General features: G+C 50.0%; 16 protein-coding genes, 6 tRNA genes and 1 other RNA gene. 5 read left to right on the top strand and 18 right to left on the bottom strand.

Going from position 1 to position 17,803, the window contains the following annotated elements; translation table 11 throughout:
- Window positions 1-115: 115 nt before the first annotated feature.
- From rpoB to rpsU, 17 genes are all read right to left on the bottom strand, one after another.
- Complete coding sequence (rpoB, locus tag DCC81_RS11445; RefSeq protein WP_108686762.1) at window positions 116-3,925, bottom strand: DNA-directed RNA polymerase subunit beta; 3,810 nt, start codon at window positions 3,923-3,925, stop codon at window positions 116-118.
- A 221-nt stretch (window positions 3,926-4,146) separates the two neighbouring features.
- Complete coding sequence (gene rplL / locus DCC81_RS11440; RefSeq protein ID WP_108686761.1) at window positions 4,147-4,518, bottom strand: 50S ribosomal protein L7/L12; 372 nt, start codon at window positions 4,516-4,518, stop codon at window positions 4,147-4,149.
- Between the two features lie 138 nt (window positions 4,519-4,656).
- Complete coding sequence (gene rplJ / locus DCC81_RS11435; protein ID WP_108686760.1) at window positions 4,657-5,187, bottom strand: 50S ribosomal protein L10; 531 nt, start codon at window positions 5,185-5,187, stop codon at window positions 4,657-4,659.
- A gap of 49 nt (window positions 5,188-5,236) precedes the next feature.
- The gene (gene rplA / locus DCC81_RS11430; RefSeq protein ID WP_108686759.1) at window positions 5,237-5,926 is read right to left on the bottom strand and encodes a 50S ribosomal protein L1; all 690 of its coding nucleotides are present in this window, start codon (window positions 5,924-5,926) and stop codon (window positions 5,237-5,239) included.
- Between the two features lie 44 nt (window positions 5,927-5,970).
- Entirely contained in the window at window positions 5,971-6,414 is a 444-nt protein-coding gene (gene rplK / locus DCC81_RS11425) for a 50S ribosomal protein L11 (protein ID WP_108686758.1), read from the bottom strand.
- Between the two features lie 281 nt (window positions 6,415-6,695).
- Window positions 6,696-7,280, bottom strand: a complete 585-nt coding sequence (nusG, locus tag DCC81_RS11415; RefSeq protein WP_108686756.1) for a transcription termination/antitermination protein NusG — start codon at window positions 7,278-7,280, stop codon at window positions 6,696-6,698.
- A gap of 11 nt (window positions 7,281-7,291) precedes the next feature.
- Complete coding sequence (secE, locus tag DCC81_RS11410; protein ID WP_108686755.1) at window positions 7,292-7,489, bottom strand: preprotein translocase subunit SecE; 198 nt, start codon at window positions 7,487-7,489, stop codon at window positions 7,292-7,294.
- A gap of 130 nt (window positions 7,490-7,619) precedes the next feature.
- A tRNA-Trp gene (locus DCC81_RS11405) sits at window positions 7,620-7,690 on the bottom strand.
- A 54-nt stretch (window positions 7,691-7,744) separates the two neighbouring features.
- Window positions 7,745-8,932, bottom strand: a complete 1,188-nt coding sequence (tuf, locus tag DCC81_RS11400; protein ID WP_108686754.1) for an elongation factor Tu — start codon at window positions 8,930-8,932, stop codon at window positions 7,745-7,747.
- A gap of 70 nt (window positions 8,933-9,002) precedes the next feature.
- A tRNA-Lys gene (locus tag DCC81_RS11395) sits at window positions 9,003-9,078 on the bottom strand.
- 68 nt (window positions 9,079-9,146) lie between these two features.
- Window positions 9,147-9,218 (bottom strand) — tRNA-Thr (locus DCC81_RS11390).
- Window positions 9,219-9,325: 107 nt separating this feature from the next.
- Window positions 9,326-9,398, bottom strand: a tRNA-Gly gene (locus tag DCC81_RS11385).
- 68 nt (window positions 9,399-9,466) lie between these two features.
- Window positions 9,467-9,548, bottom strand: a tRNA-Tyr gene (locus DCC81_RS11380).
- Window positions 9,549-9,619: 71 nt separating this feature from the next.
- A tRNA-Thr gene (locus tag DCC81_RS11375) sits at window positions 9,620-9,693 on the bottom strand.
- Window positions 9,694-9,907: 214 nt separating this feature from the next.
- The gene (locus DCC81_RS11370; RefSeq protein WP_108686753.1) at window positions 9,908-10,216 is read right to left on the bottom strand and encodes an HPF/RaiA family ribosome-associated protein; all 309 of its coding nucleotides are present in this window, start codon (window positions 10,214-10,216) and stop codon (window positions 9,908-9,910) included.
- Between the two features lie 156 nt (window positions 10,217-10,372).
- Window positions 10,373-11,311: a tyrosine-type recombinase/integrase gene (locus DCC81_RS11365; RefSeq protein WP_394337120.1), complete on the bottom strand. Its 939-nt coding sequence runs from the start codon at window positions 11,309-11,311 to the stop codon at window positions 10,373-10,375.
- Between the two features lie 76 nt (window positions 11,312-11,387).
- The gene (rpsU, locus tag DCC81_RS11360; RefSeq protein WP_108686751.1) at window positions 11,388-11,585 is read right to left on the bottom strand and encodes a 30S ribosomal protein S21; all 198 of its coding nucleotides are present in this window, start codon (window positions 11,583-11,585) and stop codon (window positions 11,388-11,390) included.
- Window positions 11,586-11,841: 256 nt separating this feature from the next.
- Here rpsU and DCC81_RS11355 point away from each other — a divergent pair, with 256 nt between their 5' ends.
- The 5 genes from DCC81_RS11355 (at window position 11,842) to DCC81_RS11335 (ending at window position 16,217) form a co-directional block, all read left to right on the top strand.
- Window positions 11,842-12,432 carry a riboflavin synthase gene (locus DCC81_RS11355; RefSeq protein WP_108686750.1) on the top strand — a complete coding sequence of 197 codons (591 nt, stop codon included), beginning with the start codon at window positions 11,842-11,844 and terminating at the stop codon, window positions 12,430-12,432.
- Between the two features lie 53 nt (window positions 12,433-12,485).
- Window positions 12,486-13,487 (top strand): NAD(P)H-dependent flavin oxidoreductase, encoded by a 1,002-nt coding sequence (locus DCC81_RS11350; protein WP_108686749.1) that lies wholly within the window; start codon window positions 12,486-12,488, stop codon window positions 13,485-13,487.
- Between the two features lie 122 nt (window positions 13,488-13,609).
- Window positions 13,610-13,709: signal recognition particle sRNA small type (ffs, locus tag DCC81_RS11345), an RNA gene on the top strand.
- A gap of 114 nt (window positions 13,710-13,823) precedes the next feature.
- The gene (locus DCC81_RS11340; protein WP_108686748.1) at window positions 13,824-14,477 is read left to right on the top strand and encodes a transaldolase family protein; all 654 of its coding nucleotides are present in this window, start codon (window positions 13,824-13,826) and stop codon (window positions 14,475-14,477) included.
- A 405-nt stretch (window positions 14,478-14,882) separates the two neighbouring features.
- Window positions 14,883-16,217: an NAD(P)/FAD-dependent oxidoreductase gene (locus tag DCC81_RS11335; protein WP_108686747.1), complete on the top strand. Its 1,335-nt coding sequence runs from the start codon at window positions 14,883-14,885 to the stop codon at window positions 16,215-16,217.
- A gap of 3 nt (window positions 16,218-16,220) precedes the next feature.
- Here the strand turns inward: DCC81_RS11335 and DCC81_RS11330 are convergent, their stop codons facing one another.
- Window positions 16,221-17,501, bottom strand: a complete 1,281-nt coding sequence (locus tag DCC81_RS11330; protein ID WP_108686746.1) for a type IX secretion system plug protein — start codon at window positions 17,499-17,501, stop codon at window positions 16,221-16,223.
- Between the last annotated feature and the right edge of the window lie 302 nt (window positions 17,502-17,803).

Below are 17,803 nucleotides of genomic sequence, written 5' to 3'. Positions count from 1 at the left end.
AGTTGTTTAAAGAAAATTCTAAAGGGAGGCTTCTATAGCCGGCAAGCCACAAGCAGCAAGGACTTTCGTTCCCCGCGGCTTGCAGCTCTCCGGACTTTTATGGCTTATTGTGCAATCAATCGAACTTCAGATCCAGACCCAGACCACGTAATTCGTGGATCAATACATTGAAGGATTCCGGTACGCCGGCTTTCGGAATGTTATCGCCTTTCACGATAGATTCGTATGCCTTGGCACGGCCCACAATATCATCGGATTTAATCGTCAGTAACTCTTGCAGGATGTTGGATGCACCGTACGCTTCCAGGGCCCACACTTCCATTTCACCGAAGCGCTGACCACCGAATTGTGCCTTACCACCCAGCGGCTGCTGGGTAATGAGGGAGTACGGTCCGATAGAACGTGCGTGCATCTTGTCGTCCACCATGTGGCTCAGTTTCAGCATGTAGATCACGCCTACGGTCGCCTTCTGGTGGAAGCGTTCACCGGTTTCACCATCGTACAGGTACGTGTGGCCAAACTTGGGCAAACCTGCCTGTTCAACATAATCCTGGATCTCTTCGGTAGTAGCACCGTCGAAGATCGGAGTGGCGAATTTCACACCCAGTTTCAGACCGGCCCAACCCAGTACGGTTTCATAGATCTGGCCCAGGTTCATACGGGAAGGTACGCCCAGCGGGTTCAGTACGATGTCTACCGGAGTACCATCTTCCAGGAACGGCAGATCTTCATCACGCACGATCTTGGCTACGATACCCTTGTTACCATGGCGGCCCGCCATCTTATCACCCACCTTCAGCTTACGTTTGCTGGCCAGGTATACCTTCGCCAGTTTCAGCACGCCTGCAGGCAGTTCATCACCGATGGAAATGTTGAATTTCTCACGTTTGTAGCGGCCCAGTTCCTCGTTGTACTTGATGTTATAGTTGTGCAACAGGATGTTGATCTGGTCGTTGGTCACTTCATCCGTGGTCCAGTTCAGCGGGTTCACATTCTGGAAGTCCACGTTTGCCAGGTTTTTCTGGGAGAACTTGGAGCCTTTGGAGATCAGTACTTCACCGTAAGTGTTGGTCACACCGGAAGAAGTTTTTTCCTTCAGCAGCGTGAGCAGCTTACCCATGAGTACTTCCAGCAGGTCTTCTTCATTCTTCTGATGGATCTTTTCCAGTTTCTCAATCGCCGCTTTTTCACGGGTCTTGGAGTTCTTATCTTTCTTGGCGCGGGAGAACAATTTCTTGTCGATCACCACACCTTCTGTGGAGGGAGGTGCCTTCAGGGACGCATCCTTGGCATCGGAAGCCTTGTCGCCGAAGATCGCTCTCAGCAGCTTTTCTTCCGGTGAAGGATCAGACTCACCACGGGGGGTGATCTTACCGATCAGGATATCGCCTTCTTTAATGTGGGCGCCTACGCGGATGATACCGTTCTGGTCCAGGTCCTTGGTGGCTTCTTCGCTCACGTTCGGGATATCCGGGGTCAGTTCCTCTTCACCCAGCTTGGTGTCGCGTACTTCCAGTTCATACTCATCGATGTGGATGGAGGTGAACAGGTCTTCGCGGGCCACGCGCTCGGAGATAACGATAGCATCCTCAAAGTTGTAACCTTTCCAGGGCATGAAGGCAACCTTCATGTTACGGCCCAGGGCCAGCTCACCGTTGCGGGTAGCATAGCCTTCGGTCAGGAAGTCACCTTCCACCAGGCGCTGGCCTTTCTTCACGGCCGGGCGCAGGTTGATGCAGGTGCTCTGGTTGGTCTTAACGAATTTGGTGAGTTTATATACTACGAGGTCGTCTTCAAAGCTTACCAGTTTCTGCATCTCATCGCGTTCATAACGCACATGGATCTCGTTGGCATCTACAAATTCTACCACGCCCTTACCTTCTGAGGTGATCTGCAGGCGGCTGTCGCGGGCTGCTTTACCTTCCAGGCCGGTACCTACGATGGGTACCTGCGGGTTGATCAGGGGCACCGCCTGGCGTTGCATGTTAGAGCCCATCAGCGCACGGTTGGCGTCATCATGTTCCAGGAAGGGGATCAGTGATGCGCTCAGGCCTACGATCTGGTTGGGCGCTACGTCCATGTACTCCACGTCATCCTTATCCAGGATGGGGAAGTCGCCGGTTTCGCGGGACTTGATCTTATCGGAAATAAAATTGCCTTTTTCGTCCAGTTCCGCATTGGCCTGTGCAATCTTCACGCTGTCTTCTTCTTCAGCGGAAAGGAATTTCACGTGCTGCATGTCCACTTTACCGTCTTTTACTTTACGGTAAGGAGTTTCGATGAAGCCCATCTCGTTGATCTTGGCGTGTACGCACAAGGTAGAGATCAGACCGATGTTCGGACCTTCCGGTGTCTCAATGGTACAGAGACGGCCGTAGTGGGAGTAGTGTACGTCACGCACCTCAAAGCCGGCGCGCTCGCGGCTCAGGCCACCGGGGCCCAGGGCAGAGATACGGCGCTTGTGCGTGATCTCAGACAAGGGGTTGGTCTGGTCCAGGAACTGTGACAGCTGGGAAGTACCGAAGAAGGAGTTGATCACGGAGCTCAGGGTTCTGGCGTTGATCAGGTCTACCGGCGTAAATACTTCGTTGTCGCGTACGTTCATACGTTCGCGGATGGTGCGGGCCATACGGGCCAGCCCTACGCCAAACTGTGCGTACAGCTGTTCACCCACGGTACGTACACGGCGGTTGGACAGGTGATCGATATCGTCGATTTCTGCTTTACCGTTGGTGAGTTGTACCAGGTATTTAATGATGGAGATGATGTCGTCTTTCGTGAGCACCTTCATGTCCAGGGGAGTGGTCAGGTTCAACTTGCGGTTGATCTTATAACGGCCCACGTCACCGAGGTCATAACGTTTGTCAGAGAAGAACAGTTTATCAATGATACCACGGGCGGTTTCATCGTCCGGCGCATCCGCACCGCGCAGTTGGCGGTAGATATGCTGAACGGCTTCCAGCTCGGAGTTGGAGGTGTCCTTATTAAGGGTGTTGTAGATGATGGAGTAATCGCCGCTCACTTCTTCTTTCTGCACGAAAACGCTTTTCACGTCCATGTCCAGGATAAGGTCAATGTTAGTGGCGTCCAGGATGCTGTCGCGCTCCAGGATCACTTCATTGCGCTCGATGGACACTACTTCACCGGTGTCTTCATCCACGAAGTCTTCCACCCAGCTTCTCAGCACGCGTGCGGCGAGCTTCTTGCCGGTGTATTTTTCGAGGTTTTTACGGTCGGCTTTCACCTCATCCGCCATGCCGAACAGCTGGAGGATGTCCTTGTCTGTTTCGTAGCCAATGGAACGCAACAGGGTGGTTACCGGGAACTTTTTCTTACGGTCAATGTACGCGTACATCACGTTGTTGATATCCGTAGCAAATTCCATCCAGGCGCCCTTGAACGGGATTACCCTCGCAGAATAGATCTTTGTACCGTTCGGGTGAACCGACTGGCCAAAGAACACACCTGGCGAACGATGCAGCTGAGATACTACCACACGCTCTGCGCCGTTGATCACAAACGTACCGCGGGGGGTCATGTACGGGATGTTCCCAAGGAATACATCCTGCACGATGGTCTGGAAGTCAACGTGCTCCTCGTCATTACAGCTCAGGCGGAGTTTCGCTTTCAGGGGAACTGAATACGTTAACCCACGCTCAATACACTCGTCGATTGTATAACGGGGCGGGTCCACAAAGTAGTCCAGGAACTCCAGGTTGAAGATATTACGGGTGTCCGTAATGGGGAAGTTCTCCTTGAACACTTTGAAAAGGCCTTCGTTATTTCGCTTATCAGGAGTGGTTTCTAATTGGAAGAAATCCTTGAAAGATTGGATTTGGATAGCCAACAGATCCGGTGTCTCAGTAATTTGTTTGATCTTTCCAAAATTTACTCTTTCGCTTGTTTGGGCTTTTTTAAGAGACATATTCGAAGTTAGCTGTTATATGACAAGTATAATTAGGGGAAATTAAGCTTTCTTTGCCAAAATACCATCATAAATGTTGATAGCCTTGCTGGTGGCGCATTCCACGGGCAGCGGAACATTTCCCTCAAGCCACCGTAAAAGGCACCCTCCCAATTGGGTTAAGGCCAAAAGCGCCGAAGCACTTTTGACCTTATAAAGAGGTATGCTTTTTATGCAAAGAATTACTGAATTTCTACTTCAGCACCAGCTTCAGTCAGCTTAGCTTTCAGATCTTCGGCTTCGGCTTTGCTCACGCCTTCCTTAATGGCTTTCGGAGCACCATCTACCAGTTCCTTAGCTTCTTTCAGACCAAGACCGGTCAGGTCTTTTACAACCTTCACAACGTTCAGTTTGCTAGCACCTGCAGATTTCAGGATTACGTTGAACGCAGTTTTTTCTTCTACAGCTGCGCCACCGTCGCCGCCGCCAGCTACTACTACAGCTGCAGCAGCAGGTTCAATACCGTACTCAGATTTCAGTACGTCTGCGAGTTCCTGTACTTCTTTAACGGTGAGACCTACTAATTGTTCGGCCAAAGCTTTAACGTCTGCCATTGTTATGATAATTTAAGTTGTTTTTGAATTGATTTGTTTAACTAAAATATAGTGTAGCTTGGAAGCCAATGTTGGGAAATTTCCAGCGTACCATTTCCATTATCAGATCCTGGAAACTGCCGGCCTGGAAATGGGAACTTACTCGGCAGCAGGTGCTTCTGCAGCAGCGCCTTCTTTCTTGCCTTTTTCCAGCAGGGCAGCGATAACGCGCTTTGCAGGAGATTGCAGCAGACCGATAACGTCGCCAATGAGTTCGTTCTTGGTTTTGATAGCCACCAGGGAAGCCAGCTGGTTATCACCCATGTAAATTTCATCACCCACGAAAGCTGCTTTCAGCACAGGGCGGGTTTCTTTCGGGCCCACCGCCTTACGGAAAGAAGAGATGATCACGGCAGGCTCTTTCGGGCTGTCAGAGAACATCAGGGCGGTTACACCATGCAGGGCGTCAAAAATACCACTGTACTTTTCGCTGTCCAGGGATTCCAGGGCCTTGCGGATCAGGGTGTTCTTTGCCACCTTCATTTCCACTTGCTTGTCGAAGCACACACGACGCAGGTCGTTGATCTGTGCAACACTCAGGGACTCGGTGTTGGTGATGTAGAAGTTGCTATATTGAGAGAACTTGCCTTTCAGCAGTTCGATCACTTCGTTTTTCTGTTCTTGGTTCATGACTTTGATTTTGTAATTAAACGGTTTAATGCCTGCACTAAACTGTCAATTAGTTTTGAACGGATTTAGTGTCAATTACAATACCCGGACTCATGGTGCTCGCCATGGACAAGCCTTTCAGGTAAGTGCCCTTAGCAGTGGCAGGCTTCAGGCGGATGATCGCGTTGATCAGTTCCTGAGAGTTCTGCTCAATTTTTTCAGGAGCGAAAGAGATACGGCCGATAGAAGCATGGATGATACCAGCCTTGTCTACCTTGAACGTGATCTTACCACCCTTTACTTCATTTACCGCGGCAGCTACATCGTTGGTAACGGTACCTGTCTTCGGGTTCGGCATCAGGTTACGGGGGCCGAGGATCTTACCCAGCTTACCGATCTTGGGCATCACCGCGGGCGTAGCCACGATAACGTCTACATCGGTCCAGCCAGCCTCGATCTTGGAGATAAACTCATCCAGACCTACGTAATCGGCGCCGGCGGCCTTTGCATCATTTTCCTTATCAGGGGTGCAAAGAACCAACACTCTTTTTGTTTTACCAGTACCGTGCGGAAGCGTAACGGAGCCACGGATAGCCTGGTCAGCTTTCTTAGGATCAACGCCTAAGCGGATATGCAGATCGACAGAGCTGTCGAATTTGGTGCAGTTAAGGTCTTTTACAAGGCCTGCAGCTTCTTTCAGGGAGTAGATCTTGTTCTTCTCAACCTTGGAGTCTGCTACTTTTCTTTTTTTCGTTGCCATTTTTCTAGCGTTTTGAGTAGTTTACCTGTTGCCAGGGTTGCAAATTAGTTTTCCCAGGGAGCTTTACCTTCTACAGTAACACCCATAGAACGTGCAGTACCAGCTACCATTTTCATGGCGCTTTCCAGGGTAAAGCAGTTCAGGTCGGGCATCTTGTCCTTAGCAATAGCTTCTACCTGAGCCCAGGTCACCTTACCTACCTTAGTACGGTTAGGTTCCTTGGAACCACCTTGCAATTTGGCAGCTTCAAACAGCTGAATAGCGGCGGGGGGAGTTTTGATAACGAAGTCGAAAGACTTGTCAGTGTAAACGGTCAGCAGTACCGGCAGTACTTTACCTATCTTGTCCTGGGTTCTTGCATTGAATTGTTTGCAGAACTCCATGATGTTCACACCTTTGGAACCCAGAGCGGGACCAATCGGAGGTGCAGGGTTGGCTTGGCCACCTTTCACCTGCAATTTCACGTACGTTGCAATTTCTTTTGCCATGATGAAGTATATAATTTGGTTAAAACGTCCGCCGCATCTGCAACAGACTCCCAAAGTCGGGTATGGAAATTACCTTTTAAAGGGGATGCAAAGGTAAAGAAATATATCTCCCGAAACAAAAAAATCAAAATCGTGGCCCAAAATTTGGGAGCATTCGCCCTTCATTTTAGTATATTTTACACATTTATGACATTTCAGTTTCCCGCCATCGGTCCCCTCTCAAAAAAATCAAAAGGTCCGCACCACCGTACGGACCTCTGAAAAATATATCGAAGTAACTTTTAGCTCAGTTTCTCTACCTGCATGAAGTTCAGCTCTACCGGGGTGGCACGGCCAAAGATCTTCACCGTTACCTTCAGTTTCTTCTTGTCTTCGATCACTTCTTCGATCACCCCATTGAAATCGTTGAACGGGCCATCAATGATCTTGATGGTTTCGCCTACGATGAACGGTTCGCTCATGGTCATACCCTGATCAGAAAGCTCGTCCACTTTACCCAGCATCTTGTTCACTTCTGCCTTGCGGAGGGCAATGGGCTTCTCTTTGCCCAGGAAGTGGATCACGCCGGAAACAGTGCGGATGGCCTGGATCAGCTCATCGGTCATCTTACCGTCTATCGCTTCGATCATCACATAACCCGGGTAGAAATTCTTCTCGCGCATTACCTTTTTACCGGCTTGCACTTTATATACTTTTTCCACCGGCAGGAAGATCTGGGTAATTGCATTACCCCAGTCGCCACGGCGTACTTCTATATCGAGATATTCTTTAACCTTCTTTTCCTTACCGCTTACTACGCGCAGCACGTACCACTTGGTGTCGGGGGAAGGTCCGTTATTGACTACATCTGTAATTTCTTCTGTCATTGCTACAATGCTTATTTGACAAACATAGAATAATATTGGTTCAGCACCAGGTTAGACGCCTGATCCATACACCATACCATAAGGGTAATAACAATGGTAGCAGACAGCACAACCACGGTAGAAGACTGCAATTCACTCCAGGTGGGCCAGGTCACTTTATGTACCAGCTCATTGTAGGACTCGCGAAAATAGTTTCTAACCTTATTCATGTCTTGATTATTAAAAAGGTAAAGGTGATGGTGTCAGATCTGGTAAGTTAGGAAAAAAAAGGAAAGCGTAAATATTAATCTTGCGATTAATTATTAACGCTTACCATTAATTTAACCCAATTTTTTTATGCACGGGCAGTAGGATTCGAACCCACATCAAAGGTTTTGGAGACCTCTATTCTACCATTGAACTATGCCCGTATATTAAGCCAGTAGCAGCACGCCGCTACTGGCTTATGCAGCGTTTTTGAAACCTTATTTGATGATCTCAGTAACCTGACCAGCACCTACGGTACGGCCACCTTCGCGGATAGCGAATTTCAGACCTTTATCCATAGCGATGGGTTGGATCAGTTTAACGGTCAGAGACACGTTATCACCAGGCATCACCATTTCAACACCTGCCGGCAGTTCAACTTCACCAGTTACGTCAGTTGTACGGAAGTAGAACTGGGGACGGTATTTGTTGAAGAACGGAGTGTGACGGCCACCTTCTTCTTTGCTCAGTACATAAACTTCGCATTTGAATTCAGTGTGGGGAGTGATGGTACCGGGCTGGCAGATAACCATACCACGACGGATCTGGGTCTTTTCAATACCACGCAGCAGCAGACCAGCGTTGTCACCAGCTTCACCTTCGTCGAGCAGTTTCTTGAACATTTCAACACCAGTACAAGTGGATTTCAGGGGTTCAGCCTGCAGACCTACGATTTCAACGTTGTCACCAACCTTGATACGACCGCGTTCGATACGACCGGTAGCAACAGTACCACGACCGGTGATAGAGAATACGTCTTCTACAGACATCAGGAACGGCTGATCAACAGGACGGGGAGGCAGGGGAATGTAAGTATCAACTGCTTCCATCAGCTGGTCGATAGCAGCAACCCATTTAGAGTCACCAGCCAGTGCGCCAGTTGCAGAACCCTGGATTACAGGAACGTTATCACCATCGAAACCGTTAGAAGACAGCAGGTCGCGGATCTCGATTTCTACGAGTTCCAGCAGCTCGGGGTCGTCTACCAGGTCTACTTTGTTCATGAATACTACGATACGGGGTACACCTACCTGGCGGGCCAGCAGGATGTGCTCACGTGTCTGGGGCATCGGACCATCGGTAGCAGCAACTACCAGGATAGCACCGTCCATCTGGGCAGCACCGGTGATCATGTTCTTTACATAGTCAGCGTGACCAGGGCAGTCTACGTGCGCGTAGTGACGGGTAGCAGTCTGGTATTCTACGTGTGCTGTATTGATGGTGATACCTCTTTCTTTTTCTTCGGGGGCAGCATCGATCTCATCGTATCCTTTCTTCTCTGCCAGGCCTTTGTTAGCCAAAATGTTGGTAATGGCAGCGGTCAGGGTAGTTTTACCGTGATCCACGTGGCCGATGGTACCAATGTTTACGTGGGGTTTATCCCGCTTGAAGGTTTCTTTTGCCATTGTATTTTCTTTTTAGAAGGTTTGTAAAGATTGTATTGATATTTGTTTTAAAAAAACGGCATTTACAAACTGGAGCCGTTGATGAGAATTGAACTCATTGCCTGGCGCACAAATGGGCGCCCGCTCTTCCGGTGAGCTACAACGCCTTGTTTTTTTAGCATCCTTCCAGTTGCGCCTAAAACCCCATTGGGGATCTCGGGTAAAACGGGAAAAGAGCTGTTGAAGAGAATTGAACTCTCGACCTCTTCCTTACCAAGGAAGTGCTCTACCCCTGAGCTACAACAGCTTGTAATATTTTAAGTTAACCGTTATCCGTTAATTGTTATTTGTTGACCGCTTTCCTTACGATTAACTATTCACCATTAACTATTAACCTTTTCGACTACCAAAGAGAGCGGGAGACGAGGTTCGAACCCGCGACCTACAGCTTGGAAGGCTGTCGCTCTACCAACTGAGCTACTCCCGCATTTGCCCGCAGGCATACTGCGCTTGGAAAAAAATGTTCCGCTTTAAACGAAGCGGAACATATGAGTGTGGGCAGGACAGGATTCGAACCTGTGAAGTCGAAGACAGCGGATTTACAGTCCGCCCCATTTGGCCGCTCTGGAACCTGCCCGTGTTTATATTTCCCAAATTCTATCCGAACAATTGGCCGGTTATAACTTACCGGTGAAAAAACTTTCAAAGAGCCAGCAGAGGGATTCGAACCCCCGACCCACTGATTACAAATCAGTAGCTCTGGCCAACTGAGCTATGCTGGCATTTTATAATTCGTAACCCGTTAAACGAGAGCGCAAAATTAATCGTTTTGAGATAACTACAAAATCTTTTTTTGCGACTTTTATAAGGGCTCGTTTTTTATGCTTGAATCTGGCTAAAACGCGCTACCACAAAGAACTTTACTACCTTTAACACCCCCTCTTTTTTGATGGGATGGCAAAGGTAGTAAAGAGAATTTTAATTCCAAAAATATTTTTAAGATTTTAATTGAAATTTCCGCTCCTTGGTACGTTTGAGCTGATTAACAAGGGAATCGAATGCGAGGGAGAAGGACTCTTCAAAGGATTTGCTCTCGTGCTTTACAAAGAAATCATGTTGTGGAATATGCACTTTGATCTCGGCAATCTTGTCTTTAATCTGGTGCGCTATATTATCCAATTTTAGGTAAACCTCCACACTGACAATGCGGTCATAAAACGTGTCCAGCTTCTGGATCTTTTTAGTCACATGATCAATCAGTTTGGAATCTGCATCGAAATGCACTGTTTGAATCTGAACGTTCATAGCACTTTAGGTTTTAAAAATTAACAATCGAATTCACTTTGTACAGTTATGCTGTCATAGGCGGCTGTGTTAAGTTATTGTAAAGAGCTTGGACACCTAATTTAGACAACTTTATGGGCTTTTCTAGTTCCCATCCGGAATTTATTTTGTTAATTTTTAAGCCTTTGGATGGGCCTGCTGATGCACGGCCTTCAGCTTCTCTATCGTGTTATGGGTATACACCTGCGTAGCCGCCAGGGACGCGTGCCCCAGCAGTTCTTTCACCGCATTGATATCTGCGCCGGCATTGGTAAGATGGGTGGCAAACGTATGGCGCAGCACGTGGGGGCTCTTCTTGCTGATGGTCGTGATCTGGTGGCGGGTAAGCGTATTCCTCACCATATTGTATACATACTTCGGGTACAACGGACGCCCGCTGCGCGGATGCACCAGCAACACGCTGGTCTCCACCCCCAATTCCTTATTGCGCAACTCCCGGTACGCCCGGATCTGTGCACAGAGCGGGCCGCTCACCGGCACCCTCCGCTCCTTCCCGCCTTTCCCCAACACCTTTATCATCTGGTGACCCAGGTCTACATCCTTTTCCTGCAGGCCTATCAGCTCAGACAAGCGGATGCCCGTGTTATACAGCAGGTCAAAAATGAGACGGTGGGTCTGGCCTTCCAGGTCGTCCGTAAAAATAAGATGGGTATCGGGGGCCGCCTTCGGCGAATGGTTTTCCTCCAGGGCCCGCATGCCCCTTTCATCAATGAACTCCGGCAGGCGCCGGCCCACCTTGGGCGAAACAACTTTGCCCATAGGCGATTGCTTCACCATACCCTGGCGGATGGCAAATTTAAAGAAAGACTTAAGGGTGGAGATTTTGCGGTTAATGCTTTTGGGGGCGATGGAGGCTTCCATCAGTCCGGCCAGCCAGCTCCGGATATGCACATGGGCAATGCCGGCCAGCGGAAGGCTGCCATAGGTAAGGGTAATATAATCCTGGAATTGCTGCAGGTCAGTACTGTAGGCCGTAACCGTGTGGGTTGCGTATCGCTTTTCAAAACGCAAATAGGCCTGGAAGCGGGCAACGAGATCTTGCAGTTCTGTCAACACAAAAAAATTGATGATTGTAAAGTTATTGAAAACTTTACAATCATCAAGTATAAGTTAAACTCAGCAACTGAGTGGATTAATCTTCAATCTTGCCGCTCGCAATCTGCTGACGGTAAACCGCTTTCAGCACCTGGGTACGACGCTTAACGGACGGCTTGGTAAACGATTGACGGGTTCTCAGTTGTAATAAAACGCGCGCTTTTTCAAATTTCTTTTTGTATTTCTTAAGCGCTTTGTCAATGTTTTCGCAATCCTTTGAATCAATTATTAACATAAAACTCCTTTGATTAATTTTTTTATGGAAAGCAAAGGTAAGAGATTTATTTCAAATATCCACCAAGCCCTTTTTAAATTTTTCACCCTCACAGCCCCATTGCTCCCCGCAAAGATACAACTTACCCATTGCCCCAGCGCAATTTTCCCTTACCGGCTCATAATCAACCCCTGCCGGTTCCTAACCGGCCGTCCCCCACTCCCGGATTTGGCATTTGCCATTTAATTGAGGAATTTGCAAGCCCAAATCAATAGCCATGTTTACAGGAATCATAGAAACAACCGGCACCGTAACACACACCGAACGCCAGGGCACTAACCTACAGCTCACCATGGAAACGCCCCTGGCCGCGGAGCTGAAAATAGACCAGAGCGTGTCCCACAACGGGGTTTGCCTCACCGTAACCCGCCAGGACACCACCACCTTTGATGTAGTAGCCATCGACGAAACCCTCCAGAAAACCAACCTGGGCCAGTTGAAACCCGGTTCCAGTGTGAACCTGGAGCGCGCCATGGTGTTCAACGGCCGCATAGACGGTCACCTGGTACAGGGCCACGTGGACGGCACCGGCACCTGCCTTTCCGTAACTGAACAGGATGGTAGCTGGATCTACCGCATCGGCTTCCCGCCCCAGTTTGCCGCCCTCATCGTGGAAAAGGGCTCTATTTGCCTCAACGGCATCAGTCTCACCGTGTTCAACGTGCGGGCTGATGAATTTACCGTGGCCATCATCCCCTACACCCACGAGTTCACCAATATCAAGCACCTGAAGGCCGGCGATACCGTGAACCTGGAATTTGACATCCTGGGCAAATTTGTAGCCCGCCACATGGAGCTGCGGAAGTAAAGCGTCCGGGAAATCGTTACATTTAACTATTCCCGTTCATTGAAGCCTGTTTTATGCACCAGTCCTTTACCCAAACGTTCGGCATCCGTTACCCCATTATTATGGCACCCATGTTCCTGGTGAGCAATGAGGCCATGGTCAATGCCGCCATGGAACAGGAAATAGCCGGCACCTTTCCTTCACTCAACTACCGCCGGGAAGGCGAACTGGCCGCCCTCCTGGAAAGGCTCAATGCCCGCAAAGCCGCGCTGCACGGACTGCTGGGCAATTATGGCGTAAACCTCATCGTGCAGCGCAGCAATCCCCTGTATGAGCAGCACCTGCAGGTATGCGCCGCCGCCAAAGTACCCTTTTACATTACCTCCCTGGGCAATCCCCGCACCGTGATAGACACTGCCCACAGTTACGGTGGTAAAGTACTTTGTGATGTGACCAATCTGCAACACGCAGAAAAAGCCGCCAAAGAAGGCTGTGATGGCTTCATCGCCGTATGCGCCGGTGCTGGCGGGCACGCCGGCCCCTATCCCATGCAGGTGCTGGTGCCGGCGCTGCGGGCCGCCTTCCCGGACAAGCCCGTGATCGCCGCGGGGGGCATTGCCACCGGGCAGCAGGTGGCCAGCGCGCTGGTACTGGACGCTGCCGGGGTGTCCATCGGCACCCGCTTCATCGCCAGCATGGAAGCCGGCGTAAGCGATGCCTACAAACAGGGCATCCTCGACTACGGCATGGACGACATCGTGCTCACCGAGCGCCTCTCCGGCACCCCGTGCAACATCATCAACACACCGGCAGCGAAGCAAATGGGCTATAAGCAAAACTTCATAGAGAAAATGCTGTCGCGCAACGCCCGGACGAAAAAATATTTCAAAATGCTGGTGCAGCTCAGGGGCATGAAGAAACTGGAAAAAGCTATCCACCCCGGCACCTACCAGCAACTCTGGACGGCCGGTCAAAGTGTGGAAATGATACACGACATTGTTCCCGTGGCGCAGATCGTAGAGCAACTGCTCAGTGAGCTGGAAGACAGCCGCCGCCGCTTCTGCGCGCATGCATAAACACCCCCCGTTCAAAAAACATGATCCTCCCAAACCAGCCACAGGCTGCGGTTTCAACGGAGGAACATGCTACGCCCGATGAAATGATTTGGTGAAATGATAAATTCAGTTACCTTTGCAACCGGCAAGTCTTATACGACCAGCTCCTACTGAACTCCCCCAGGGCAGGAATGCAGCAAGGGTAGGTGGTTGTAGCGGTGCGATATAAGTAACTTGCCTTTTTTTATTTTAAACAGCCCCCTCACTATCCAGGCCCCTTCCTCCACGCTCCTCCAGCAAAAATGGCCCCTTACTTGCTGCAATTCCGGTACCTCCTCATCCTAAAATATCTTCATCATGAAATTTTTTATCGACACGGCAAATCTTGCCCAGATCAAAGAAGCACATGACCTTGGCGTATTGGACGGCGTAACCACCAACCCCTCGCTGATGCACAAGGAAGGCATCAAAGGCCACGAGAACATCATTAAACATTACAAGACCATTTGCGAAATGGTACCGCAAGGCGACATCAGCGCGGAGGTAGTGGCTACCGAGTTTGACGCCATCATCAAGGAAGGACAGGAACTGGCCGCCATCCATCCCAACATCGTGGTAAAAGTGCCCATGATCAAGGATGGGGTAAAGGCCATCAAGTGGTTTACAGACCACCAGATCCGCACTAACTGTACATTGGTATTCTCTGCCGGGCAGGCCATACTGGCCGCAAAGGCAGGCGCTGCCTATGTTTCGCCTTTCATTGGCCGCATTGACGATTCCGGCTGGGATGGTTCCGAACTGATAGGCCAGATCGCACATATCTTCAATATACAGGGCTACCAGACACAAATCCTGGCAGCCAGCATCCGCAGCGCCCTGCATATCACCAAATGCGCAGAACTGGGAGCCCACGTGGTTACCGCCCCGCTGGAGCCCATACTGGGCCTGCTGAAACACCCGCTCACGGACATTGGCCTGGCCAAGTTCCTGGCGGATGCCAAGGCGGAGTAAGCAGTGTGATTGCTGGCCTGGCCAGGCTCCTGCTGGCGCTAAAAGCAAAATAGGGTATAAAAATGCTGCATTCATGCATCCTCACTATGCCCGATTCCTTGAGAACCCAAACAGGATAGCATACAAAAAGTGCTGTTTCCCTGATGATATCAAAGGCCTGGAACCTGCTGTAGTAGCAGGCTTCAGGTCTTTTTACTTTTTTGCAGTCCCGTACACTGTCTTTGTAGTCTTATATTTTTAACTGGAACCGGTTTTTACCGGAGACCGGTATTGATCTGCCCTGTAGCCATATCCATACCTCTTCTCATTCATTTTTACCCCACACCGCTAATTCTTAAAACTAAAACAAACTTTCATTTTTTATTGAAAGTTCAGTAACTTTGACAAGTATTTAATTCTTTTGCTATGATACAACCCAATATTCCGGACACCGGACAAGCGCGGATCGTGATTGTGGGCGGCGGCTTTGGCGGCATCAGCCTGGCCAAACAATTAAAAAATTCACCCTTCCAGGTAGTACTGCTGGATCGTAATAATTACCATCTTTTCCAACCCCTCCTGTACCAGGTGGCCACCGCAGGGCTGGAGCCGGAGAGCATTGCCTTTCCGCTGCGCGGTATTTTCAACAAGCAGAAAAACCTTCATTTCCGTATGGCGGAAGTAAAGCTGGTAAGGCCGGAGGACAATGTGCTGGAAACCAGCATTGGCGAGGTGCGGTACGATTACCTGGTGCTGGCCACCGGTAGCAATACCAACTTCTTTGGCAACAAGAACATTGAAGCCCACGCAGTGGGTATGAAGTCACTCATTGAAGCAGTGCAGATCCGCAACTACGTGGTAAAGCAGTTTGAAGAAGCCCTGCTCATGCCAACGGAAGAAGCCATTAAACCTAAGCTGAATTTTGTGATGGTGGGTGGGGGTCCCACCGGCGTGGAGCTGGCGGGCGCTTTCGCGGAACTGAAGCAGCATATCCTGCCCAAGGATTACCCGGAACTGCCCCTGCACCTCATGAACATTTATTTAATTGAGGCAGGCCCCCGCCTGCTGCCCGCCATGAGCGAGGCTTCTTCCCGCAAAACGGAAGAAGGCCTGGGCAAAATAGGCGTGCACGTACGGTGCAATGTGGCGGTAAAAGAATACGATGGCGAGGTGCTGCAACTCAGTGATGGCAATACCATCCATTCCCAGTCACTGCTCTGGAGCGCCGGCGTGAAAGGCGTGCCCATAGCCGGCCTGCCGGCAGATGCCCTCATTCCCAACGGCCGCATCGTGGTGGATGAATACAACCTCGTTAAAGGCAGTAAGAACATCTACACCATAGGCGATGCCGCGCAGATGACCAATGATCCGGCGTTTTCAAAGGGCTATCCCATGGTGGCACAGGTGGCTATTCAACAGGGTAAGAACCTCGCCATCAACCTCGAAGCCGCCAGCAAACATCCCGGCCATGCCTGGAAACCCTTTAAATACAAGGACCTCGGCAGTATGGCCACCATTGGCCGCAACCGTGCCGTGGCAGAGGTAGGCGGTATGAAGCTTTCCGGCTTCTTTGCCTGGATGACCTGGATGGTGGTGCACCTCATGACCCTCATGGGCTTCCGCAATAAACTCGTGGTATTCACGAACTGGTTCTACCGCTACTTCACCTTTGACCGCGGTACCCGCATCATCATCAAACGTGGCGCCGCCAATATTACGAAGCTGCGCCAGATCGTGCAGGATACCAGGCTGGATGATTAATTCCTACCTGTTCTTCAGGGAATTCCAGGTCGTGGCATTTACCAACTGGTCGTTGCGGGCGCCCAGGGCGCGGTAATAAACGAGGATGGTATAATCATTTTCTGCTTCCCAGGAATTCCCTTCTGTCAGTTCTGTATTGAATTTGTGCTGCGGGTCCTGCATATCCACTACGCCATACAGGTAGCTGTACACCCCTTGTTTCAGGTAGAGCGTACATTCATAAGCACCTTTCTGGCCATTGTAGACAAGGCGGTTGTCGTTATTCAGTTCATACCCGGTCATCTCTCCAAAGAGGTACAGGTTATAGCCCGCAAAAGGCTGCTGGGTAGGGAAAGTAAAGGTTACACGGGCATAATCCCCTTCCACCGAAACGTCGTAATTATCCAGCATGGCCGGCAGGTACATGCCGTTAACATCTTTGTAATATTCATACTGCTGGCCGGCCCGGTTGTACTCCGGCGTAATGCGGATATTATTGCCAGTGGTGAAGCTGGAAGTATCCGGCTGGTTCTTACCCGGGGCGGTGCGCAGGTGAAAGTTGCGCAGGTCCTGCCAGCGCCATTCCTTGCCACCGGGAAAAATGCAGTCATTCTCCGTATTGTATTCAATGATATCACCCTTCAGGAACATGGGTTGCAGGCCGCTGATGCAGTTATCCCACCGGAAATTCTGCAACACATACACTTTCAGCTGGTCGTAAGGATTGTTGATGTTCAGCCCTTTTGTGTTCAGGGAAAAATTCACTTTCTGGGAAGTATAGAAAAGCTTGGGGTTAATAGGCTGGCGGATATTGCCTTCCACGCTCACCAGCGGCTCCTGGATGAGGAGGCGGCGGGTGAGCACCAGCTGCGAAGTATCGCTGTTGAGAAACACTTTGAGCAGGTAGTTGCCGGAGCGCAGCGGGTTGCAGTCCTGGTTGGGCAGGGAAAGCTTGTAGTGCGTATACTTCTGCAGCGCCATGCTGGAAAACTGGTAGTCCGTGATGCGGGATTCTGAAAAACCGCGCAGGTAATCAAAGCGGTTAATGTCTGCCGGCGTCCAGTCTGCATTGCAGAGCTGCAGGTCGTAATAATAATCTTTGGTATCAGCATCCAGGTCGTCAAACTGCAGGTCTACCCGGTCACCACTATTAAGGGTGATGATGGGATAAGACAGGTAGTTGCCAGACTGGTTGAACTTCACAGTGCGGATGTTCTTCATGTATACGTGGTCCAGCGAGGGAGCCTGTGCATAGGTGGCAACAGCACCCAGGAGGCCAAGCAGGAAAAGCAGGTGAAAGCGCATTGGAAAAGGTATTTGTTTCAGGTACAGCGTACAACGTACAATGTACAACGTATCGCGGATGAACGCTGCGAAGGACGTGTTTATTTTAAAAATAAGTAATTTATTGCAAGTATTGCTTTTGTAAACAGCTGGTTACCTCGTACCTTAGGAGCCGTACCAGTAGCTGCGTACGTTGTACGTTGTACGTTGTACGTTGTACGTTGTACGTTGTACGTTGTACGTTGTACGTTGTACGTTGTACGTTGTACATTGTACGTTGTACGTTGTACGCTGTACGCTGTACGCTGTACGCTGTACGCTGT

This window comes from Chitinophaga parva, from assembly GCF_003071345.1.
In the GTDB taxonomy this organism is placed as follows: Bacteria; Bacteroidota; Bacteroidia; order Chitinophagales; family Chitinophagaceae; genus Chitinophaga; species Chitinophaga parva.
Note: the sequence above shows the minus strand (reverse complement) of the source record. Positions and strands in the feature narration are given on the sequence as shown.